General features: G+C 64.8%; 15 protein-coding genes. 11 read left to right on the top strand and 4 right to left on the bottom strand.

Annotated elements, in window-relative coordinates; genetic code table 11:
* Positions 1-8 precede the first annotated feature (8 nt).
* The 3 genes from C8C95_RS05220 (at position 9) to C8C95_RS05210 (ending at position 9875) form a co-directional block, all read left to right on the top strand.
* Positions 9-2297, top strand: a complete 2289-nt coding sequence (locus tag C8C95_RS05220) for a methyl-accepting chemotaxis protein (RefSeq protein ID WP_056066230.1) — start codon at positions 9-11, stop codon at positions 2295-2297.
* A gap of 51 nt (positions 2298-2348) precedes the next feature.
* Positions 2349-8591 carry an Hpt domain-containing protein gene (locus C8C95_RS05215; protein WP_116747886.1) on the top strand — a complete coding sequence of 2081 codons (6243 nt, stop codon included), beginning with the start codon at positions 2349-2351 and terminating at the stop codon, positions 8589-8591.
* A gap of 84 nt (positions 8592-8675) precedes the next feature.
* Positions 8676-9875 (top strand): PilT/PilU family type 4a pilus ATPase, encoded by a 1200-nt coding sequence (locus tag C8C95_RS05210; protein ID WP_235509418.1) that lies wholly within the window; start codon positions 8676-8678, stop codon positions 9873-9875.
* A 39-nt stretch (positions 9876-9914) separates the two neighbouring features.
* On the opposite strand, the gene C8C95_RS05205 is transcribed toward C8C95_RS05210, so the two are convergent.
* A complete protein-coding gene (locus C8C95_RS05205) occupies positions 9915-11399 on the bottom strand; it encodes a deoxyribodipyrimidine photo-lyase (protein WP_165836571.1) in 1485 nt (494 codons plus the stop codon).
* A gap of 21 nt (positions 11400-11420) precedes the next feature.
* Here C8C95_RS05205 and C8C95_RS05200 point away from each other — a divergent pair, with 21 nt between their 5' ends.
* The 7 genes from C8C95_RS05200 to C8C95_RS05170 all read left to right on the top strand — a co-directional run bounded on the left by C8C95_RS05200 (position 11421) and on the right by C8C95_RS05170 (position 17509).
* Positions 11421-12020: a YqgE/AlgH family protein gene (locus tag C8C95_RS05200; RefSeq protein ID WP_015015583.1), complete on the top strand. Its 600-nt coding sequence runs from the start codon at positions 11421-11423 to the stop codon at positions 12018-12020.
* Complete coding sequence (gene ruvX / locus C8C95_RS05195; RefSeq protein ID WP_015015582.1) at positions 12017-12448, top strand: Holliday junction resolvase RuvX; 432 nt, start codon at positions 12017-12019, stop codon at positions 12446-12448. Before C8C95_RS05200 ends, ruvX begins: the two co-directional genes overlap by 4 nt.
* The gene (pyrR, locus tag C8C95_RS05190) at positions 12445-12969 is read left to right on the top strand and encodes a bifunctional pyr operon transcriptional regulator/uracil phosphoribosyltransferase PyrR (RefSeq protein WP_060987636.1); all 525 of its coding nucleotides are present in this window, start codon (positions 12445-12447) and stop codon (positions 12967-12969) included. Before ruvX ends, pyrR begins: the two co-directional genes overlap by 4 nt.
* Before the next feature lie 12 nt (positions 12970-12981).
* On the top strand, positions 12982-13944 hold the full coding sequence (locus C8C95_RS05185) for an aspartate carbamoyltransferase catalytic subunit (protein ID WP_056066217.1): 963 nt from the start codon (positions 12982-12984) through the stop codon (positions 13942-13944).
* A 79-nt stretch (positions 13945-14023) separates the two neighbouring features.
* Positions 14024-15319 carry a dihydroorotase gene (locus C8C95_RS05180; protein ID WP_116747884.1) on the top strand — a complete coding sequence of 432 codons (1296 nt, stop codon included), beginning with the start codon at positions 14024-14026 and terminating at the stop codon, positions 15317-15319.
* Positions 15320-15352: 33 nt separating this feature from the next.
* Entirely contained in the window at positions 15353-16090 is a 738-nt protein-coding gene (locus tag C8C95_RS05175; RefSeq protein ID WP_116747883.1) for a lysophospholipid acyltransferase family protein, read from the top strand.
* Positions 16091-16276: 186 nt separating this feature from the next.
* On the top strand, positions 16277-17509 hold the full coding sequence (locus C8C95_RS05170; RefSeq protein WP_116747882.1) for a Yip1 family protein: 1233 nt from the start codon (positions 16277-16279) through the stop codon (positions 17507-17509).
* A gap of 84 nt (positions 17510-17593) precedes the next feature.
* On the opposite strand, the gene C8C95_RS05165 is transcribed toward C8C95_RS05170, so the two are convergent.
* Positions 17594-18658 (bottom strand): ABC transporter ATP-binding protein, encoded by a 1065-nt coding sequence (locus C8C95_RS05165; protein ID WP_056066206.1) that lies wholly within the window; start codon positions 18656-18658, stop codon positions 17594-17596.
* Positions 18659-18779: 121 nt separating this feature from the next.
* Here C8C95_RS05165 and C8C95_RS05160 point away from each other — a divergent pair, with 121 nt between their 5' ends.
* Positions 18780-20417, top strand: a complete 1638-nt coding sequence (locus C8C95_RS05160) for an iron ABC transporter permease (protein ID WP_116750143.1) — start codon at positions 18780-18782, stop codon at positions 20415-20417.
* Positions 20418-20533: 116 nt separating this feature from the next.
* Here C8C95_RS05160 and C8C95_RS05155 read toward each other — a convergent pair whose 3' ends face one another.
* Positions 20534-21244, bottom strand: a complete 711-nt coding sequence (locus tag C8C95_RS05155) for a hypothetical protein (RefSeq protein ID WP_116747881.1) — start codon at positions 21242-21244, stop codon at positions 20534-20536.
* Positions 21241-22140, bottom strand: coding sequence for a pesticin C-terminus-like muramidase (locus C8C95_RS23755; protein ID WP_207780572.1), 900 nt, complete (start codon positions 22138-22140; stop codon positions 21241-21243). The genes C8C95_RS05155 and C8C95_RS23755 overlap by 4 nt, the downstream gene beginning before the upstream one ends.
* Positions 22141-22451 lie beyond the last annotated feature (311 nt).

Here is a 22451-nt window from a genome sequence, read left to right as displayed (position 1 = left end):
GCTGCACCATGTCCGTCGTCAATCAATTTGGAAAACTGTTCAACCGGAAACCCGCCACGCCTGACACCGGCGCAGCCGCCGGCGCGACCGACGATGGGCAGGATCTCCTGGCCACGGGGGCGCTGGATGGCTCGCAACTGCGCGACTCCTACCAGGCCGAAGCCATGAACAGCGTCCAGGGCGATCCCGACGGCTACACGCCCGAGTTGACCGCGCCCGAGGCCGAAGAAGACCTCATCAGCCTGCCCCTGCTGGGCCGCTCGACCGCTGCCGGCCATCAGCGCCGACTGCTGGCCCTGCTGGCCGTGGGTGTGGTGGTGCTGGCGCTGATCGCCGGTTGGGTGCTGCAGCAGGCCGACCGTTCCGCACAGCAATTGGCTGCTACCGGCCAGTCGCTGATGCAGTCGCAACGTCTTGCCAAGTCGGTGTCGCAGGCACTGGTGGGTAGCCCACAGGCCTTCCCGGACGTGGTGGAAAGCTCTGGCGTGCTGGCGCGCAACGTGCGCGCCCTGAATGCCGGTGACAACGAGCTGGGTGTGCAGTCGCTGGGTGAACCCTTCAAGCCCGATCTGGACGCCGTCAACCCCCTGATGGAGCGCGCCGAGCGCAACGCCAGCGTGGTGATGGGTCAGCAAAAGATCCTGACGCAGGTGGGTGACGCTCTGCGCACCATCAACCGCCAGTCATCCGACCTGCTGGAAATCGCTGAAACGGTCTCCTCGCTCAAGCTGCAACAAAATGCGCCCGCTGCCGAAATCTCCGCCGCAGGCCAGCTGGTGATGTTGACCCAGCGTATCGGCAAGTCGGCCAACGAGTTCCAGACCATGGAAGGCGTGAGCCCTGAGGCCGTGTTCCTGTTGGGCAAGGACTTGAACTCCTTCAAGGAAATCGCGCAGGGCCTGCTGGAAGGCAGCCCCGAGTTGCGCCTGTCGGCCACAAAGGACGCGCAGACCCGCGAACAACTGGAAGCGCTGATCAAGCTGTACGAACAGACCCGGACCCAGGCCAGCGCGATTCTGGGCAACCTGCAAGGTCTGGTGTCTGCCCGCGAAGCACAGTCCGCCATCATTGCCGACAGCGAGCCACTGCGCCGCCAGCTGGAAGGTCTGCAGAGCAAGCTGTCCGCCCAGACCGGTCTGGGCGCCGGCCAGTTCGCCGCTCTGGCGCTGGCAGGCTTGTTCGTGCTGCTGTGCGGTATCGGCATTTCGCGCGTCCAGCTGCTGGACAGCCGTGGCCGTCAGGCAGCTGCGGAAAACCAGCAACGTGACGCCAAGCGCCAGGAGCAGGAAGCCAAGCGCGTCAACGACGCCAACCAGGCCGCCATTTTGCGTTTGATGAACGAACTGCAGTCGGTCGCTGAAGGTGACCTGACGCAAGAAGCCACCGTGACGGAAGACATCACCGGCGCCATTGCCGACTCGGTGAACTACACGGTGGAAGAGCTGCGCCAACTGGTGGGCAGCGTGCAGAACACGGCGACCCGCGTGGCGCAGACGACTGCCCAGGTGGACAACACCTCGACCGAACTGCTGGCGGCATCGACCGAGCAGTTGCGCGAAATCCGCGAAACCGGCCGCTCCGTTCTGGACATGGCGACCCGCATTAACGAAGTGTCTACACAAGCGCAAGAGTCCGCCACGGTGGCCCGTCAGTCGCTGCAAGCCGCGGACTCGGGTCTGCAGGCCGTGCAGAACGCTATCGGCGGTATGAACTCCATCCGTGACCAGATCCAGGACACCTCCAAGCGGATCAAGCGCCTGGGTGAATCGTCGCAGGAGATCGGTGAAATCACCGAGCTGATTTCTGACATTACCGAACAGACGAACGTGCTGGCTCTGAACGCTGCCATCCAGGCTGCATCCGCCGGTGAAGCCGGTCGCGGCTTCTCGGTGGTGGCGGAAGAAGTGCAGCGTCTGGCTGAACGTTCGGCCGATGCGACGCGCCAGATTTCTGCCCTGGTGAAAGCCATTCAAACCGATACCCAGGATGCCGTGGCTGCTATGGAGCGCTCCACGCAGGGTGTGGTGGAAGGGGCACGCCTGTCCGACAGCGCTGGTACTGCGCTGACCGAGATTGACCGCGTGTCGCGCCGTTTGGCCGAACTGATTGAGCAGATTTCGTCTTCGACTTCCCGGGAAGCTGTTCTGGCCAACGAAGTGGCCGACAACATCCAGCACATTTTTGCGGTGACCGAGCAGACGGGTGAAGGTACCCGCACCACAGCGCAACAGGTGCGCGAGCTCTCGCACATGGCCGAGGAACTGCGCCAATCGGTGGCACGTTTCAAGATCGCCTGACGCAGCAGTTAGTCATCAACCAGCTGGCTCATTGCAGCCGGGGACGAATCCATGTCATCTATTGATGTCAACAATGCACCGGCCGCCGACGGGACCCAGGGAGATCAGGACCTGGGTCCTTTGGCTTGGGTGCTTGACGAGCTGCGCAAATCGCTGGACGGTGCTGTCAAGGCGATGCGGCGCTTTGTGCGTGATGCCGAGGTAGCACGCGAGTCCGATCTGGCGGCGCTGGACGCTGGCCCCCTGCGCATTGCGCGCCAGCAACTGCACCAAGCCTGTGGTGCGCTGGAAATGGTGGGCATGGGTCCTCCGGCGCTGGTGTTGCGGTCCATGGAATCGGCGGTGCAGAAGTTTGTTCAGCGCCCCGAAACCTGCAGCGATGACGCTGCCGCCGTGATCGAGCGCGCCAGCTTTGCGCTGATCGAATATCTGGAAACCGTGCTGGCGGGCAAAGCCGTATCGCCCGTGGCCCTGTTTCCGCAGTACCGCGATGCCCAGGCATTGGCAGGCGCTGACCGTGTTCATCCCGCTGACTTGTGGCCGGTAGAGCGCCGTTTCCGTGAACCCGAAGGTGCGGTGTCGCGCCCACCTCTGCCCTACGGTCCCGAGGCGCGGGCGCGGCTGGATGCAGCTGTGCTGCGCATCGTCAAGTCGGGGGACCTGAAGGCCGCCCTGAGCCTGCGCGACACCTGCCTGGGCTTTGTGGCCGCACAAACAGATCGGCAGGCGCGTGCGTTCTGGAAAATTTGCGCGGGTTTCTTCGATGCGTTTGGCTCGGGCCTTTTGCCGCCAGATGTGTACGTCAAGCGCGTGGCATCCCGTGTGCTCATGCAGTACGCCACGTTGGCCAAGGGCGATCCGACGATCGCCGACCGGCTGGTGCAGGACCTGCTGTTCTTCTGCTCGCAGGCCAAGGTGGCCGATCTGGCAGAGGACGCAGCGCCCTCATTGCGTGCTGTCCGTCAGGCCTTTGCGCTGGACCGCTTCAAGCCGGTGGACTACGAGACTGCCCGCTTCGGACGTTTTGACCCGGCGGTGTTGACGCAGGCGCGCAAGCGCATTGCCTCGGCCACGGAAACCTGGTCTGCCCTGGCGGGTGGCGACCGCAACAAACTCAAGCCAGCGGCAGACCAGTTCAGCCTGGTGTGCGATTCGCTGCGCAAGCTCCATCCGGGCAGTGAGAACCTGGCGCAGGCGCTGACGCGTGCCCTGGATTCAACCACCCGGTCGGGCGAACCCCCGTCGCCCGCATTGGCGATGGAAGTGGCCACCTCCGTGCTGTACCTGCAGGCAGCTTTTGAAGAGTTGGACACGGCAGACGAACAGATGGAAGCCCGCGCCAGCCGTCTTGCAGAACGTCTGGATGCGGTCACGGCGGGTGCCGAACCCGAACCCCTTGAACAATGGATGGAAGAGCTGTACCGCCGGGTCAGCGACAACCAGACCATGGGCAGCGTGGTCGATGAGCTCCGGGTGACCCTGGGCGAGGCCGAAAAGGCCATGGACCAGTTTTTCCGCAACCCGAAGGACACTGGTGTGCTGGCGACCGTGCCAGGGCATCTTGCGCAGATGCGTGGCGTGCTGTCGGTGCTGGGGCTGGATCAGGCATCACTGGCTGTGGTCCGCATGCGCGACACGGTGGAGCGTCTGCTGATCAACGAGGTGCCCGAAGAAGAACGCCAAAGCGCGTTTGAAAAGCTGGGTAACAGCCTGGGCGCATTGGGTTTCCTGATCGACATGCTGAGCTATCAGCGCACCATGGCGCGCAAGCTCTTTGTGTACGACGAAGAACTGGGCGAACTGCGCATCCTCATGGGTAAAACCCGTGCGCGCGCCTCTGATGCTGTGGAAGAAGCGCCTGCCAAGCTGGAAGAGCGTTCTGCCACCTTGGTGCCAGACGTGATTCCCCGCTTTCCGGTGCAGGAGCCTGTCAGCGAGCCCACGGACTTTGCGCCGTTCCCTGATTTTGAGTCGGCCCCCGCAGCCGATGCCAGCGTGGCGGCAGAGCCCGCAGGCCTGGCCCCGGACATCTCCTTTGACGTTCCCGCCGTTGCCGCGCCCGTACCGCTGGAAGCAGCCGCTCCGGCGGCTGCGGCTGCGCCCGCTCCAGTGCCTGATGTCGAAGATGAACTGCTCGACGTGTTCCTCGAAGAGGCACGCGAAGTGGTGGTCAACGGCCTGGCTGCCATTGAGCAGCTGCGGGGTGAACCTGGTGACCTGAGCGAGCAGACCACACTGCGCCGTGCGTTCCATACGCTCAAGGGCAGCTCGCGCATGGTGGGGCTGAACGACTTTGGCGAAGCAGCCTGGTCGATGGAGCAGGTGCTCAACGTCTGGCTGGCCGAACAAAAGCCCATGCAGCCGAGCTTGCTGCAGTTGTCCACCGACGCACTGCATGCTTTCAGCAGCTGGGCAGACGACATCGCCGCAGGCCGCGCGACTGGCTGGGACCCTGAGTCCTTCCGCCGGTCGGCAGATGCCATGCGCCTGGATGGCACGCTGGTACCGCTGGCGATGCCATCGGGTGGAGGTATGGCGCCCGAACCTACAGCACCACAGGCCGCGCCGGAGCTTTCCGAGGCCGCGGCAGAGCCGGTGGATGCCCTCTCCGCCGAAGTGCTCAGCGAAGAACTGACGGTGCCGGATTTCCAGGCCACCGAGATCTCCGAGCATGTGCCCGAACAGCCCGTCGAGAGCGCCAACGCTGCCCCGGAAGTGGCCGAGGAGATCGACTTCTCGGTGTTCACTGCAGCATTGAACGAGTCTGCCCACGAACCTGCACCTGTGGTCGATCCGTCCAGCGTGGACTTTGTCCTCGACCTGGAGCTGCCTGACCTGGAACCTGTGTCTGCGGAAGCGCCTGTGCCCGCAGTGGATCACGCAGACGCTGTCGATGCGCCGCTGCAAGCGCCCGCAGGCGCCCTGGGCGACGAACTATTGCTGCCAGAAGACCTGGTGCTCGATGTCGCCGAACCGCAAAACGCGGTGGATACAGAGGCCCGCATTCCTTCGGATGGGCTGGAAGCCCTGGACGTGGCTGAGCTGGAGAAGCTGCTGGAGGCCGAGTCGGCCGAGGCTGCCGAACTGCTTGCACCTGCCCCCGAGGACGTGGCTGTGGCCGGTTCCGAAGCGTTGCCAGACGACCTGATCGCTGAAGTAGAGCCCGCGCAAGAAGTGGCGCATCTGCTCGATGCCCTGCCGCAGGAAGAAGGCGGCAGCGACGATGCGGTGAAGGTCATCGACACGCTGCGCATCGGTATCCCGCTGTACAACGTGTACCTGAATGAGGCCGATGAATGGTCTCGCCGCTTGGTGACCTGTTTGCAGGAATGGGCGCTGGAACTGCATGAGCCGCTGCCTGACACGGCCGTGGCCCTGTCGCACTCGCTCGCCGGCAGTTCGGCCACGGTGGGCTTCACCGCGCTGTCCGAAATGGCCCGCGTGCTGGAGCACACGCTGCAGCATGTGCAGCTGCAGTCGGGTGGCACCGAGGAGCAAGCGGCAGCGTTCATGGCTGCAGCGGAAGACATCCGTCGCCTGTTGCACCAGTTTGCTGCCGGGTTCCTCAAAGAGCCCAGCCCGGAAGTGCTGGCCCAGCTGCGCCAGATTCTGGAAACCGAGGTGGTCAGCACCCAGTCTCCACCCGAGGAAGATGCGCAGGCCTACCTCGACGCCGCAGAGCAGGAAGCGTCCGAAATTGCTGCGGCCGAGTTGGCACCTGAGCCGGTGGTGGAGGTGCCTGGGGTGGATGCAGAGCCTGAGGCTGTTGCACCCGCCGTGCCTGCCCCCGTGGTGGGCCATGTGGCGCCCGCGCTGTCTGCCGTCATCCACGACCACGATCAGCACATTGACGATGCCATCGCGCACGCCATTGCCTCGATCCCGGACGCGGACGACGACATCGATGCGATCGACGTCATCGACCCTGACCTGTTCCCCATCTTCGAGGAAGAGGCGGCCGAGTTGCTGCCCCAGCTCGGTGGTGCGTTGCGCCAATGGGCGTCGCGCCCCGACAACCTCAGCGCTCGCAGCGAAGTATTGCGAGCCCTGCACACGCTCAAGGGCAGTTCGCGACTGGCCGGGGCGATGCGCCTGGGCGAAATGGCCCACCGGCTGGAATCTGCGATCGAGCAGCTGGACGCAGAAACCGTCACGGCCGACCAGATCGAGCCGTTGCAAGGCAGTTTCGATGGACTGCAAGCCAACTTCGAGGCGCTGCGTGCCATTGGTCAGGGGCCTTCCGACACAGTGGTTACTCTGCCGGTCGAAGCCACACCGGCCTTGCGCGCCAATGTGGCGGATGCGGCCGAAGCCTCCGTCCCCTCGGCGGCAGCATCTTCTGCCAAGCCGCTGGCGATAACGGCTCCGGCCGTGCGCCTGCCCGGACCGTCCCAGCTGGCGCCCCTGCGGGTGGCAGCCAACCAGTCGGTGCGCGTGCGTGCACAGCTGCTGGACCGCCTGGTCAACCAGGCGGGCGAGGTGATGATCAGCCGTTCGCGCCTGGACGCGCGCCTGGGCCAGTTCCGTAGCTCACTCACCGATCTGTCGGGCAATCTGGACCGCTTGCGTCAGCAATTGCGCGACATCGAGGTGCAGGCCGAATCCCAGATGCAGTCGCGTCTGGCGCTGTCCAAGGACTCTGCTGCGGGCTTCGATCCGCTGGAGTTCGACCGCTTCACACGGGTGCAGGAGTTGACCCGCATGATGGCCGAGTCGGTCAACGACGTGGCCACGGTGCAGCGCAATCTGCAACGTGCCATGGAAGGCGCTGAAGACGACTTGATTGCCCAAGGCCGCCAGGCGCGTGAGCTGCAACGGGATCTGCTGCGCACACGTATGGTGGAGTTCGAGGGGATTGCCGAGCGCTTGTACGCGGTGGTGCGTCAGGCCTCCAAGGAAACCGGCAAGCAGATCAAGCTGGACATCACCGGCGGCTCCATCGAAATGGACCGTGGCGTGCTGGACCGCATGACGCCCGCCTTCGAACATTTGTTGCGCAATTGCGTGGCCCACGGCATTGAAGAGCCTGAAGTGCGCACGGCGGCCGGCAAGCCGTCGTCGGGCACCATCACGGTGGATCTGCACCACGAAGGCAATGACGTATCGGTCGAGTTCCGCGATGACGGAGCGGGTCTGAACCTGCCGCGCATTCGCGAAAAGGCCGTGTCTCAGGGCATCGTGGAGCCCGGCGTGGAGCTGAGCGATGCGGATGCGGCCAACCTGATCTTCATGCCAGGCTTCTCGACGGCCTCCGAAGTGACTGGTCTGGCAGGGCGGGGCATCGGCATGGACGTGGTGCGTGCTGAGATCAATGCGCTGGGCGGCCGCGTCGAAACCTCCACCGAGGCGGGCAAGGGTGCGGCATTCCGCATGGTGCTGCCGTTGACCACCGCAGTGACGCAGGTGGTGATGCTGCGCTCGGGTGATTTGGCGATCGGCGTTCCGGCCAACGTGGTCGAGATTGTCCGCCGCACCTCGGCCCCTGACTTGGCAGAGGCTTACCGTACCGGCGTGTTTGACGACGGCATGGAGAAGATCCCGTTCTTCTGGTCGGGAGCCCTGCTGCAGTCGTCCAGCCGCAGCACCGAGCCGGCGGGCAAGACCCGCCCGGTGGTGATCTTCCGAAGCGCTGCCCAGCGTGTTGCGATGCACGTGGACGAAGTGCTTGGCAACCAGGAAGTGGTGGTGAAGAACCTGGGGCCGCAGTTGTCCCGTCTGCCGGGTCTGGCGGGCATGTCCGTGCTGGCATCGGGTGCCGTAGTGCTGATCTACAACCCGGTGGCCTTGGCCACGGTGTATGGCGACCAGGTGCGTGCGGCCAGTGCCGACATGGCACCAGCGCCCGACGCCCCCGCCGCAGGCGGCACGGGTAAGGCCGTCGTGTCTCAGCAGTTGTCGGGACCGAGTCAGGTGCCGCTGGTGCTGGTGGTGGATGATTCCATCACCGTGCGCCGCGTGACGCAGCGTCTGCTGCAGCGCGAAGGCTACCGTGTGGCCCTGGCGGCCGATGGCCTGCAGGCGCTGGAGCGTCTGCAGGAGGAGCGCCCGACGGTGGTTCTGTCCGACATCGAAATGCCGCGCATGGACGGCTTCGATCTGGCGCGCAACATCCGGGCAGACGGTGCCTTGCGTGATCTGCCCATCATCATGATCACCTCGCGGATTGCTGAAAAGCACCGCGAGCACGCGATGGAGTTGGGTGTGAACCATTACCTGGGCAAGCCCTATTCGGACGAAGAGCTGCTGAGCCTGATCCAGCACTACGCGCGCATCGCTGCGGCGGCCGAGGCCTGACACCATGCTGGCCCACTCCCGACCCTGCGAGTCAGCCTGGGTCGGGAGTGCTCTCTTGTTGCCTTGCCTTGTGGTGTCCTGTGCATGGACAGGGCGGACCCAGTCACCGTGATGGATCCGCTGGCACCATCCCCTTCCCCTGACCCCCGGCTGCTGGCTTGCCTGGCCCTGGTGGCGCGCGAGCGCGCTTCGGACCTGTTTCTGATGGCAGGTGCTGCGCCCACCATCAAGCGGCAGGGCGCCTTCATCCCCATTGCGCAGCAAGTCCTGTCAGCCGACGATGTGCGGCAAATGGCCTATTCCGTCCTGCGGGAGGCCCAGCGCAAGGAGTTCGAGACCACGATGGAGTGCGACCTCTCGCTGCAGACCGCTGACGGGGAGCGCTTTCGCGTGAACGTGCACATGCAGCGAGGGCAGGTCGGCATGGTGATCCGCCATGTGATAGCGCGGATCCCGACGCTGGAAGAACTGGGGTTGCCGCCCGTCCTCCAGCGGCTGGCGTTTCTCAAAGGGGGGCTGGTCTTGACGGTGGGCTCCGCAGGTTCGGGCAAGACCACCACGCTGGCCGCATTGCTGGACCATCGCAACACGCACACTGGCGGGCACATCCTCACGGTAGAAGACCCCATCGAATACCTGCACAGCCACAAAAAATCCCTGGTAACGCAGCGCGAGGTGGGTCTCGACACCCTGTCGTATGACGAGGCGCTGCGCCGTGCCATGCGCGAGGCGCCGAATGTGATCATGATCGGCGAGATCCGCGACCGGGCCACCATGCAGCACGCACTGCACTACGCTGAGTCCGGCCATCTGTGTGTGTCCACCCTGCACGCCAACAATGCCAACCAGGCGGTGCAGCGCATCGTGAATTTTTTCCCCGAGGACGCGCACCGCCAGCTGCTCATGGACCTGTCCCTCAACCTGCGGGCGGTGGTGGCGCAACGCCTGGTGCCGGGCCTTGCGGGCCACTTGGTGCCTGCTACCGAGATCATGCTGCTCACGCCCTATGTGGCCGAGCTGATCCAGAAGGGGCAGATCGACGAACTCAAGACCGCCATCACCCGCAGTGGCGAGCAGGGCATGTGGAGTTTTGATCAGTCACTGCTGGGGATGGTGGAGGCGGGCACGATTTCGCCCGAAGAAGCCATCGCTAACGCCGACAACCGCACCGATGTGCGTTTGCGACTGCGGCTGGCCGCCGGTGCCTCGCTGGGCGGTGAGGGCATGCAGATGGCGCCGGAGGAACCCCCGCCGGACGACCCGCCGCCCACGGCGCATCGCTAGCCCTCGGCGACCTGCTGGAGTCTGTGGGTCCGTGTGTTGTCACCCTGCAGCCGTCTTCACCACGGCATACCGCTCCAACGTGCGTTGCCTTGCGGCATCGTGCTCCACCACGGGCAAGGGGTAGGTGTCTCCCAGGCGCACGCCCGCTTCCTGCAACTCCAGCGGGCGCGCCAGCCAGGGGGCGTGGAGTGCCTTGGTGGGGAGCGCTGCGAGCTGGGGTAGGTACCGGCGTATGAACTTGCCCTCCGGGTCGAACTTCTCGCTCTGGCTCACCGGGTTGAAGATGCGGAAATAGGGCTGGGCATCACACCCGCTGGAGCTGGCCCACTGCCAGCCACCGTTGTTGGCGGCCAGGTCGAAGTCATTGAGGAGCGTGGCAAAGTAGGCCTCGCCGCGGCGCCAGTCCAGCCCCAAGTCCTTCACCAGAAAGCTTGCCACCACCATGCGCAGGCGGTTGTGCATGTAGCCCGTCTGGTTGATCTGCGCCATGGCGGCATCCACCAGCGGGTAGCCGGTGCGGCCCTCGCACCAGGCGGCAAACAGGGCGTCGGCCCCGGGGCCGGTCTCCCAGGCGATGGCATCGTAGGCCGGTTTGAAGCTCTGGCCCACCACATGCGGGTGGTGGTGCAGGATCTGGAAGTAGAAGTCCCGCCAGATCAGTTCGCTGAGCCAGGTCGTGGCGCCCGGGTTGCCCTCCAGCATCAGGCGGTGCGCCGTGCGTGCCAGCAAGCGCGGCGAGATGGTGCCAAACCGCAGGTGCACGCTCAGGTAGCTGGGCCCTTTTACTGCCGGAAAGTTGCGCGTGTCCTCATAGCGCTCGATACGGCCGAGAAAATCGTCGAACAGCTGCTGTGCGCCCTGAGCGCCCGTGGGCAGGCGCAGCTGGGACAGGTCCGTGGGCTCAAACCCAAGGTCCTGCAAGGTGGGCACGGGCTGGCAATGGGCCTCAGGGCGCGCTGCCAGATGGTGGGCGTGGCGCTCCACCGGATAGCTCTTGAGCTGGAACGCGTCGATCTTCTTGAGCCACGCATTTTTGTACGGCGTGAACACGCTGTACGGGTTGCCGGTCTGCGTCAGCACCTCGCTGCGCTCCAGCAGGGTATGGTCCTTGAACGTGTGGAAGGCCTTGCCTGCAGCCGCCAGGCGCGTGCGCACCAGGCGGTCGCGGTCCAGCGCCTGGGGTTCGTCATCGTGGTTGGCAAAGACCGCCTGCACGTCCAGGGCGCTGGCCAGGGCCGGAATGGCATCGCTAGCCACCGCGTGCCACACGATGAGGCCGCCCCTTTTCTGCCCCGAAAGCGCGCGCAGCGTGTCATCCAGCTCCACCAGCGACTCGCGGATGAACTCCACCCGGCGGTCGGCGCGGGGCAGGGCGTCGAGGATGTGCTTGTCAAAGACAAAGGCGCAGAACACCTGCTCGCAGCGCGTCAGCGCGTGGTACAGGGCGGCCTGGTCGTGGGCACGCAGGTCGCGGCGGAACCAGACCAGGCCACGGGAGTAAGTGGGCTCGGGGGAGGGGGGCATGTTCACCGTTAAAATTGCGGGATGTCTTTCGATTCTGCGCCCATCAACCTGACGCATCACTTCCTGATCGCGATGCCCGGCCTGGAAGATGAGTCTTTTGCGCGCAGCGTCGTCTATCTGTGTGAGCACAGCGAACGCGGTGCGCTTGGCCTCATCATCAACAAGCCCACCGATATCACCCTCAAGGGCCTGTTTGACAAGGTGGACCTGTCGCTGCGCCGCGAGGACCTCACCAAAGAGCCCGTTTTTCAGGGCGGCCCGGTGCAGACCGAGCGCGGATTTGTGCTGCACGAACCCATGCTCATGGACAAGGGGGAAACCGACGAGTCGGCCTACGCCTCCACCATGACCATCCCCGGTGGCCTGGAGATGACCACCTCCAAGGACGTGCTCGAAGCCCTTTCCACGGGCGCAGGTCCCCGCCGCGTGCTCATCACGCTGGGGTATTCGTCCTGGGGCGAGGGTCAGTTGGAGTCTGAGCTTGCCGAGAACGCCTGGCTCACGGTGGCCGCCGATCTGTCGGTGATCTTCGACACGCCCGTGCCCGAGCGGTACGACCGGGCCCTGTCGCTTCTGGGTTTGCAGGCCTGGATGCTGTCGCCCGAGGCGGGGCACGCATGACTGGCGCGCCCGCTCAGTCCATCCAGCCGCCAGCCGTTCCTGCGCATTTCCAGACCTTTCTTGCTTTTGACTTTGGGCTCAAGCGCACGGGCGTGGCCTCGGGTAACCGCATGCTCAAGAGCGCCACACCCCAGCGCACCATCCAGGCCGAGGGCGACGCCCGTTTTGCCCAGGTGGCCGAGCGCATCAAGGAATGGCAGCCCGATGCGCTGGTGATCGGCGTGCCCTACCACCCCGACGGCGCGGCCCACGAAAACACCGCGCGTGCTCTCAAGTTCGGGCGCCAGCTGCGCGGGCGCTTTGGCTTGCAGGTGTTTGAGGTGGACGAGCGCTACAGCACCACCGAAGCCATTGCAGGTGGTGCCAAGGATGCCGACGCGGCCTCGGCCTGCATCATCCTGGAACAGTTTTTGAGGAATCTCCCATGACCACCCCATCCCCTGGAATGTCCGGTAGCTTGGTGCTAGACGCCGAGGCGCTGTACCGCGAACTGCTGCGCGGCGTGCGCAGCATGTTGACCCCCACCACGCGCCTGGCGGGCATCGCCTCCGGCGGCGCCTGGCTGGCCGAGCGCCTGCAAAAAGACCTGGGCCTGGAAGGCCCGGCCGGTGTGTTGTCATCGGTGATGCACCGTGACGACTTCGCCCAGCGTGGCTTGTCGGCCAGTGCGCAGACCGCGCTGCCGTTTGACGTGAACGGCGCCGACGTGTTGGTGCTCGACGACGTGCTCTACACCGGCCGCACCATCCGCGCCGTGCTCAACGAGCTGTTCGACTATGGCCGCCCCGCCAGCGTTCGCCTGGCTGTGCTGGTGGACCGTGGCGGACGCGAGCTGCCCGTGCAGGCCGACTTTGCTGCTGCCCGGGTGGCCCTGCCGGTCGCCCATTCGCTGGCCCTGGCGCGTGGCGACAGCGGCACCTTCCAATTCCAAGTCCAAGACAAAGACTAAAGAGGCCTGACCGTGCTGCACAAGCGCAATCCCCAACTCAACGGCAACGGCGAACTCATCCACCTGCTGTCCATCGAGGGCCTGCCGCGCGACATCGTCACGCACATCCTCGACACGGCCGCCAACTTCGTCAGCGTCAACGACCGCGAAGTCAAGAAGGTGCCCCTCTTGCGCGGCAAGAGCGTGTTCAACCTGTTCTTCGAGAACAGCACGCGCACCCGCACCACGTTCGAGATCGCGGCCAAGCGCCTGTCGGCCGACGTGATCAACCTGGACATCGCGCGCAGCTCGGCCAGCAAGGGCGAGTCGCTGCTCGACACCATCGCCAACCTGAGCGCGATGGCAGCCGACCTGTTCGTGGTGCGGCACAGCGAGTCCGGCGCGCCTTACCTGATCGCGCAGCACGTGGCGCCGCATGTGCACGTGATCAATGCAGGCGACGGACGGCATGCCCACCCCACGCAGGGGCTGTTGGACATGTACACCATCCGTCACTACAAAAAGGACTTCAGCAACCTCACCGTGGCCATCGTGGGCGACGTGCTGCACTCGCGCGTGGCGCGCTCGGACATCCACGGCCTGACCACGCTGGGCTGCGCCGAAGTGCGTGTGGTGGGTCCGCGCACCCTGGTGCCGTCGGACATGGCGCAGATGGGCGTGCGGGTGTGCCACACGCTTGAAGAAGGCATCAAGGATGCCGACGTGGTCATCATGCTGCGCCTGCAGAACGAGCGCATGAGCGGTGCGCTGCTGCCGTCCAGCCAGGAGTATTTCAAGAGCTTCGGCCTCACGCAGGAAAAGCTGCAACTGGCCAAGCCCGACGCCATCGTCATGCACCCCGGCCCCATCAACCGTGGCGTGGAGATCGACTCCGCCGTGGTCGATGGCAAGCAGAGCGTGATCCTGCCGCAGGTGACCTTCGGCATCGCGGTGCGCATGGCTGTCATGTCCATCGTCGCAGGGAACGAGGCGTGACCTTGAGGATGAATACTCCTGTTTTCATAGCTGTTTGTGCTTATCAATCAAGCGCTAGCAGCCAATTTGGCTTGAAATCATGAAGATACTGATCCAGAACGGCCGTGTGATCGACCCCGCCTCGGGCCTTGACCAGACCTGCGACATCGCGCTGGCGGCGGGCCGCATCGTGGGGGTCAACCGCGTGCCGCCCGACTTTGCACCCAACCGCACCATCAACGCTGCCGGCTGCATCGTGTTGCCCGGTCTGGTGGACCTGGCCGCGCGCCTGCGCGAGCCCGGCCACGAGCACGAAGGCATGCTCGAATCCGAGATGGCCGCCGCTGTGGCCGGTGGCGTCACCAGCCTGGTCTGCCCACCCGATACCGACCCGGTGCTTGACGAACCCGGCCTGGTGGAGATGCTCAAGTTCCGCGCCGAGAAGCTGCACCAGTCGCGACTGTTCCCGCTGGGCGCGCTCACACGCAACCTCGCTGGCGAGGTGCTGACCGAGATGGCCGAGCTGACCGAATCCGGCTGCGTGGGCTTTGGCCAGGCCGAGGTGCCGCTGGCCAGCACCCAGGTGCTGCAGCGCGCGCTGCAGTACGCCGCCACCTTTGGCTACACGGTGTGGTTGCGCCCGCAAGAGATGCACCTGGGCAAGGGCGTGGCCGCCAGCGGCGCACTGGCCACGCGGCTGGGCCTGTCGGGCGTGCCCGTGGCGGCCGAGACCATTGCGCTGCACACCATTTTTGAACTGCTCAAGACCACCGGCGCGCGCGTGCACCTGTGCCGCCTGAGCAGCGCTGCGGGCGTGGAGCTGGTACGCCGCGCCAAGGCCGATGGCCTGAAGGTCACGGCCGATGTCAGCATCAACTCGCTGCACCTCACCGAAAACGACATCGGCTTCTTCGACAGCCGCGCGCGCCTGACGCCGCCGCTGCGCCAGCAGCGCGACCGCGACGCCCTGAGCGCGGCGCTGCTCGACGGCACCATCGATGCGCTGGTGTCCGACCACACCCCGGTGGATGAAGACGCCAAGACCCTGCCGTTTGCCGAAGCCGAGCCCGGCGCCACGGGGCTGGAGCTGCTGCTGTCGCTGGCGCTTAAATGGTCGCAAGACAGCGGCGTGCCTTTGCGGCGCGCGCTGGCCGTGGTCACGGCAGAGCCCGCACGCGTGCTGGGCAACGCGCTGGGCACCTTGCAGGCCAGCGTCGGCCAGATCGTGGAAGGGGGCGTGGGCGACCTCTGCATCTTCGACCCGCAGGCAGCGTGGACGGTGCAGGACGACGCGCTCGCCAGCCAAGGCAAACACACGCCGTTCTCGGGCTACGAACTGCCCGGCCGCGTGCGCATGACCCTGGTGGGCGGACAGGTCGCTTTTGACCGCAACTGAGACGGCGCGACGCTGCGATAGCAAGGCCCGGCCGTGAAGTTCCTGCGCGCCAGCTGGCGCCTCTTGCGGCTGCTGGGTCACATCGCCAAGGGCCTGTGGATTGTGGCGCTGCGGTTTCCGTCGCTGTCGCCGGACCAGCAACACGCCCGCGTGCAGGTGTGGTCGCTGGAGCTGCTGGCCCATGCGGGCATCAGCCTGCGCATCCTGGGGCAGCCCCCGGTGACTGGCCCGGTGATGCTGGTGGCCAACCACATCTCGTGGCTCGACATCCCGGTGATGCATGCGGCGCGGCACTGCCGCTTTGTCTCCAAGTCCGATGTGCAGGCCTGGCCGCTGATCGGCACCCTGGCCACGGCGGCGGGCACGCTCTACATCGAACGCAGCTCGCGCCGCGATGCGCTGCGCATGGTGCGCTCGATGCAGGAGGCGCTGGAGCGCGGCGAGGTGCTGGCCGTGTTCCCCGAAGGCACCACGGGCGACGGGCGCGAGATGCTGCCCTTCCACGCCAACCTGCTGCAGGCCGCCGTGGCTGCAAAGGCGCCCGTGCAGCCCGTAGGCCTGCGCTTTGCCGACAAGGCCACGGGCGCCACCAGTTTTGCTCCCAGCTACATCGGCGACGAAACCCTGGTGGGCTCGATCTGGCGCACGCTCAGCGCCCCTCCCATCGAGGCCGTGGTGCACTACGGCCTGCCCGAGCTGGCAGGCGAGCGCGACCGCCGCACCTGGACACAGCACTTGCACGACACCGTCGATCAGCTGCGCAAGGCCTGAGAACGCACACAGGTTCCCTGGGTTCCCAACGAGCAGTCTTTGTGCGACAAAAGCGTGCATATTCCACGCTTTGGGCCCTGCAGGTGGCCGTCCAAGTGGTCTGCGCGGCGCAATGTCCCGTATCGTCCGCGCTTTCCATTTGCCTGCGGGTCATCGCAGGCCTTTGCACACTGCCGGGAGGGCACCATGAACCTGATTGAACGCGCCAAAAGCATTCTTCTGCAACCCAAAGAGGCCTGGGCCACCATTGATGCGGAGGCCACCGACACCGCCACCCTGTTCACCCGCTACGCCATGGTCCTGGCCGCCATTCCGGCGGTCTGCGGTTTCATCGGCATGTCGCTGATCGGCTTTGGCGGTTTTGGGGTCACCATCCGCGTGCCTTTTGTCTCCGGGCTGGTGAACATGGTCGTGTCATACGGGTTGAGCCTGGCGGGCTTGCTGGTGCTCGGTTTCATCATCGATGCGCTGGCGCCCACCTTCGGCGGGCAAAAGAACGCCATCCAGGCACAGAAGGTGGCGGTGTACGCCAGCACGGCCGCCCTGCTGGGCGGAGTGTTCAGCCTGCTGCCATCGCTGGCCATGCTGGGCCTGCTGGCGGCGGTGTACTCCATCTACCTGCTCTACACCGGCCTGCCGGTGCTCATGCGCAGTGCGCCCGAAAAGTCGGTGGGCTACACGGTGGTGGTCATCATTGCGGCCATCGTGATGGGGGTGGTCATCGGTGCTGTCAGTGCGCTGTTCATGCCGCGCAGCGGTGCGCTGTTTGGCGGTGCCGATGCCCCTGCCATCACCATGAACACGCCCGGTGGCAAGGTGTCCATCGACACCGCCGGCCTGGAAGCTGCCGGCAAGAAGATGGAAGAAGCCGCCCGCAAGATGGAAGAGGCCCAGAAGAGCCAGGATCCGGCCGCCATCGCAGCCGCCACGGGCGATGCCGCCAAGGCCGCTGCGGGTGTGCTGGGTGGGGGTCAGGCCATTGCGGCCCAGTCGCTCAAGGCGGCCCTGCCCGAGAAGCTGGCGGGCCTGCCCCGCACGGGTTTTGATGTGCAGGATGGTGCCGCCCTGGGCTTGCCCACCAGCCAGGCCAGCGCGCAATACGGCAACGACGACAAGCAGCTGCGCCTGGAGATCGTGGATGTGGGCGGCCTCGGGCAGATGGCGGTGATGGCCATGGGCATGGCGCAGGGCGAGAAAGAAGACCAGACCAGCGCCGAAAAGACGTGGCAAGAGGGGGGCCGCACCCTGCACCAGCGCTACGACAAGGATGGCAGCCACGCAGAGTTCAAGACCATCCTGAAGAACGGCCTTGTGGTCAGCATCGAGGGCGACAAGATCGGCGTGAAAGAGCTGCGGGGCCTGATGTCGCAGGTGGACCTGAACGGGCTGGAAGGCCTGCAGCGCAAGGGCAAGTCCTGAGCGGAAGGGGATTTGCTATTGATTCAATAGCAATTCAGGCATGTTCGACTAGCGCATCCGGCCGATTTTGATCCCAACACCGCCTCAGCCACGCGGAAATGTCACCACGTGGTCCACCTGGGCACGGATGCCGATCCACTCGCCCAGCGCGTGGTCATGGTGGCTGGGCACATGGGCCAGCACCGTGTGGCCACTGGCCAGGCGCAGGGTGTACAGAAACTCCGACCCCCGGAACGACTTGCGCACGATTTGCGCCTGCACGGGCGCGTGATCGTCGTGCACGATGTCGTCGGCGCGCAGCAGCACATCACATTCACCCGCAGGGTAGCTGCTGGGCAGGGGGCACTCATCCAGGTCAGTCAGGTCGCCCAAAGGTGTTTGGGCCACCACGTTGTTGCCGCGCTGCACCAGCGTGGCGGGTGCAAACACGCCGTGGCCGATGAAGTCGGCCACAAACCGCGTGGCGGGGCGGTGGTACAGGGTGTAGGCATCGTCCCACTGGTGCAGGTGGCCTTCGTTCATCACGCCGATCACATCGCCGATGGCAAACGCCTCGAACTGGTCGTGCGTCACAAACAGCGCCGTAGCGCCTGCGGCCTTGAGAATGCCGCGCACCTCGTGTGCCAGGCGCTCGCGCAGGTCCACGTCGAGGTTGGAGAACGGCTCGTCCAGCAGCATGAGCTGTGGGCGCGGCGCCAGCGCACGCGCCAGCGCCACACGCTGCTGCTGGCCGCCAGAGAGTTCGTGCGGGTAGCGGTGCTCGCTGCCCGTCAGGCCCACCAGCTGCAGCACCTCAGCCACCCGCGCGGCCTGCTCGGCCTTGGGCAACTGGTGGATGCCAAACGCCACATTGCGGCCCACCGACAGGTGCGGGAACAGCGCATAGTCCTGGAACACCATGCCGATACGGCGCAGCTCGGGTGGCACGCTCAGGCGGGCGCTGCTGACCACGCTTTTGGTGAGGCGGATCTCGCCCCCCGTCACGGGCTCCAGCCCGGCCACGGCGCGCAGCAGGGTGGTCTTGCCGCAGCCGGAGGGGCCGATCAGCACGCCGATGTCACCCGCTTTCAGGCTGAGCGTGACGCCTTGCACTGCGGCCTGTGCGCGGCCTGCGTAGTGCACTTCGAGTTGGGAGACCTCAAGAAACATATCTGTGCATTTTAGGCGGGGTGGAGTGAATGCTTAAAATTCGCATTTGCATTCCTGGGTGCTGCGGTGCCCATGCCTTTCGGCAGGTGTGCGCTTTCTTTCCTCTGCCGAGCCCATCGCCTTGCGCCGCACGCCGTCTTCTGTCCTTCGCAGCATCCCGCTGATCCTGTTTGCAGGCTTTCTGGCCTTGCCGGTGCTGGCGGTGCTGGCGTCGTGGCTGCCGTTCTCGCCCACCGGGCAGGGCGATGCGCAGACGGGCGCCATCCTGCGCGAAATGGCGGCCACGGTGCTGCCCGGCTATGTGTGGACCACGCTGTGGCTCAGCGTGCTGGTTGCGCTGGGCGCGGCCGTGGTGGGCACGCTGGCGGCTGCGGCCGTGACGCTGTTCGACTTTCCGGGCCGCCGCACCTTTGAATGGCTGCTGCTGTTGCCGCTGGCGATGCCGGCCTACGTGACGGCCTACGCCTACACCGACTTTCTGCAGTTCAGCGGGCCGCTGCAGGTGGGCCTGCGCAACACCTTCGGCCTGGAAGGCCGCCTGCTGCCCGAGGTGCGCAGCCTGGGCGGCGCCGTATGGGTGTTCATCTTCTCGCTCTACCCCTACGTGTACCTGCTGGCGCGCACGGCCCTGGGTGAGCGCGCTGCCCACCTCATGGAGGCCGCACGCCTGCTGGGCGCACCGCTGCCGCGCCGCATCCGCGCCGTGGCCTTGCCGCTGGCACGCCCGGCCGTGGCGGCTGGCGTGGCGCTGGTGCTGATGGAAACCCTGGCCGACTTCGGCGTGGCCAGCTACTTCGGCATCCAGACCTTCACCACCGGCATCTACAAGGCCTGGCTGTCGATGGACAACCGCTTGGCTGCCGCGCAGCTGGCCACCATGCTGCTGGTGGTCGTGATGGCGCTGCTGCACCTGGAGCACCGCGCGCAAAAGCGCATGCGTTTTGCCACCGGTGGCGGGCGCGCAGGCTCGGCCGAGGCTCAGCCGCTGCGGCTGCGGGGCGCGCGCCGCTGGGCGGCCTGGACCGTCTGTGCCGTGCCTGTGCTCATGGGGTTTGTGGCACCCGTGGCCTTCATGTTGCGGCCGCTCGCGGCCGACTGGTCGGTGCTGCCGTGGGAGCGGTTCATGGAATGGGCCTGGCACAGCGTGCGCCTTGGTGGCATCACTGCGGCGCTGGCCGTCGCCATCGCGCTCGCCCTGGCTTTTGCGGTGCGCCGCCAGCCCGACGCCATCACGCGTGGCGTGGTGCAGCTGGCCAGCGTGGGTTATGCCGTGCCGGGCGCCGTCATCGTGGTGGGGCTGTTGTTGCCCGTAGGCTGGCTGCAGGCGGCCATGCCGCAGTGGGGTGTGGGCGCGTTGGTCACGGCCACGGCCTTTGGCATTGTGTGGGCCTACTTGGTGCGGTTTTGTGCAGTCGCCCTGCAATCCATGCAGAGCGGCTACGCGCGGATTCCGCCCAGCCTGGACGACTCTGCCCGCATGCTGGGCATGGGCAGCGCAGGCCTGCTGGCGCGCGTGCACTGGCCGCTGCTCAAGCGCTCTACCGCCGCCGCAGCGCTTCTGGTGTTTGTGGACGTGATGAAGGAGCTGCCCGCCACCATGGTGCTGCGCCCCTTCAACAGCGACTCCCTGGCCGTGGTGGCCTATCAGCTGGCCCGCGACGAGCGCCTGGGCGAGGCGGCATTGCCGTCGCTGGCGCTGGTGGCGGTGGGGCTGGTGCCGGTGATTTTGCTCAGCCGTACGTTGCGCAGTCGGACGTAGCGCCAGACTGCAAAGCCGCCGAGGCAGGGGGAGGCGGGGGGCGCCGATGGTGAATGGTCTCGCCACTTCTCCGACAGATCGCCAAGATCCAAGGCGCCGCTGCCGTTGGCCGGGCGTCATTGCACGGGGTAGAGCGTTCCTGTGTACCGATCACCGCGCGAGTCACGAAACGGGCGCACGATCAATGTGCGGTAAGACTTGTAGTTGCCGTCTTTCAGCTCATCGCCAACCCACACAATCCATTCTTTCCGCAGGCGTCCACCACCCGCTTCGGTGGCCGGGCGGCTCACCACCCCGACGATCTTGAGGCTGAAAAATTGCGTGTCCGTTTCGATTTCCACCGTGTCTCGGTTCATGGTCACTTTGCCCAAAGCCAACAGAGTCTTCAGCGTGTGGGTTGGACCGTCTGCACGGTTGCGCAGTGAGGACGGGAAGGAGCGCATGTCCAATCGCTCGAAAAGCGTTCTGGCCGCGTTGGCAGGTAAGGATGCTTGGGTCACGATGAACGACTGGAGGCCGAGCATCTGAACTGCGTCGCACACCAAGTATTCACTGCGAATCTCAGCACTGCGTGTGGATTCGTCCGGCGCACCGGAAGACAAAAGGTTGGAGTACTGCGCGCAGTTATTTGCCACGCCCCCGTTGTCAAACAGCAAAGCCGTCCTCGGCGCAAAAAGCGCCATCTTCAGATCCGTCAATGCGGCCGTCAAAGCAGGGTTTTGTGTGCTTACCTGGGTGATGGCGTGGTGAGCGGAATTGCTCACCGCATGCGATGCGGCCAATGAGAAATAGAGAGTTACTGTCGCAGTGAGCCAAAATTTCTTCACTTGATGTTCTCCAATAGTGCGGCTTCCTTCTTTCTGCGGGTGGGGAAAACGTCGCCGAAGTTCCTCAAGATCTTTGCCGCTTCTGTCCAATCCTGTTTCGTGACGGCGGTCCAGAACTTCGGTGCCGCTGCATCCAGATTCTTCCCATATTGGAAGGAAACCGAAGCGATTACGGTTTGCGCCTCTGCTGGCAAATCTATAAAGCTCTTTTCGCTGGAGGCTGCGTCGTACTTGATTTTTACTGTGGCCAAGTGCGCAGATTTCACGGCCTTGTCTATAGACTCTGCTTCGGAGGAGGTGATTGTTAGTGGCGTTGCATCCAGCAGTTTTTTTGCATCTTCTTTCTTCGCCCCGAGGTATGGTTTTAGTTTTTCGATCAGATTGGTAGGCAAACCCAGTCGCTTCAAGTCTGCTTCTGATCTCTGGCCCAAATCGAAACCGGTGGCAATCGTTACACCGCTTTTGCTTACCGTAGCCGCCGGAACATAGCCACTGGTGGTGCGACCGCCCTCTAGGTCGCTCAGAAATGAATAGTCAATTAAGTCAGGCATTGTGGATTTTTGTTTCTGTATCTGTTTTGTTGTCTGTCGAGATTTCCCGGCGTAGACACTCAAGTCGAGCCATTGCTGTGGACTGCACCTGCGCGATTGCTGGGCTTGCCCATTTCTTTGAAATGGGAGCTGCGACGGAAGTACTGCGCGCGGGGGCGCATTTTTCCCGGTATCGAGTCGATGGCGCACCTCGGACATCTTTAATTCGTCTCGAGTTGCAACAACTATTGAATGTTTGGCCAGGCATTCAAATACATAAATGCCATCGAAATAGAGTTCCAGGCGTCGCCGGCATGTCCCAATCCGCGTACACGCGATGGAACATCTGGTCACCTTGTCGCTCATGCAAAGGCAACGGGCTTTACGCGCGCTTCATTGGGTCAGCACGAAAGGACGTCACGACTTGGAAAAGCGTTGGAGTTGTGTATTTGCGTGTGGAACCGGCAGATTCCTCTGCATGTCCACGATATGGGAATGCTTGCATCGCAGTTACAGGCCTCCCCTGAGGTAGCTCTAAGAGCCAGAGTTGACAGAGGGTTCCGCGAAGTCCTCTGCCCCGGCTCTACAGGCTTGCGCAAACGGCTGTCTTCATCGTCGCGTAGAACTCAGCCGCTAAGGTTCTTGCTTGCACGGGCCGTGGCAACCTTTCTTGATGC

Source organism: Acidovorax sp. 99, from assembly GCF_003096455.1.
Classification (GTDB): Bacteria; Pseudomonadota; Gammaproteobacteria; order Burkholderiales; family Burkholderiaceae_C; genus Acidovorax; species Acidovorax delafieldii.
Note: the sequence above shows the minus strand (reverse complement) of the source record. Positions and strands in the feature narration are given on the sequence as shown.

What these genes read in the sequence shown, in the direction of transcription:
- C8C95_RS05210 (WP_235509418.1), top strand. Translation starts at nt 8,676, where the DNA reads ATGGACAGGGCGGACCCAGTCACCGTGATGGATCCGCTGGCACCATCC.
- ruvX (WP_015015582.1), top strand. Translation starts at nt 12,017, where the DNA reads ATGACTGGCGCGCCCGCTCAGTCCATCCAGCCGCCAGCCGTTCCTGCG.
- pyrR (WP_060987636.1), top strand. Translation starts at nt 12,445, where the DNA reads ATGACCACCCCATCCCCTGGAATGTCCGGTAGCTTGGTGCTAGACGCC.
- C8C95_RS05220 (WP_056066230.1), top strand. Translation starts at nt 9, where the DNA reads ATGTCCGTCGTCAATCAATTTGGAAAACTGTTCAACCGGAAACCCGCC.
- C8C95_RS05180 (WP_116747884.1), top strand. Translation starts at nt 14,024, where the DNA reads ATGAAGATACTGATCCAGAACGGCCGTGTGATCGACCCCGCCTCGGGC.
- C8C95_RS05215 (WP_116747886.1), top strand. Translation starts at nt 2,349, where the DNA reads ATGTCATCTATTGATGTCAACAATGCACCGGCCGCCGACGGGACCCAG.
- C8C95_RS05165 (WP_056066206.1), bottom strand. Translation starts at nt 18,658, where the DNA reads ATGTTTCTTGAGGTCTCCCAACTCGAAGTGCACTACGCAGGCCGCGCA.
- C8C95_RS05170 (WP_116747882.1), top strand. Translation starts at nt 16,277, where the DNA reads ATGAACCTGATTGAACGCGCCAAAAGCATTCTTCTGCAACCCAAAGAG.
- C8C95_RS23755 (WP_207780572.1), bottom strand. Translation starts at nt 22,140, where the DNA reads ATGAGCGACAAGGTGACCAGATGTTCCATCGCGTGTACGCGGATTGGG.
- C8C95_RS05200 (WP_015015583.1), top strand. Translation starts at nt 11,421, where the DNA reads ATGTCTTTCGATTCTGCGCCCATCAACCTGACGCATCACTTCCTGATC.
- C8C95_RS05205 (WP_165836571.1), bottom strand. Translation starts at nt 11,399, where the DNA reads ATGCCCCCCTCCCCCGAGCCCACTTACTCCCGTGGCCTGGTCTGGTTC.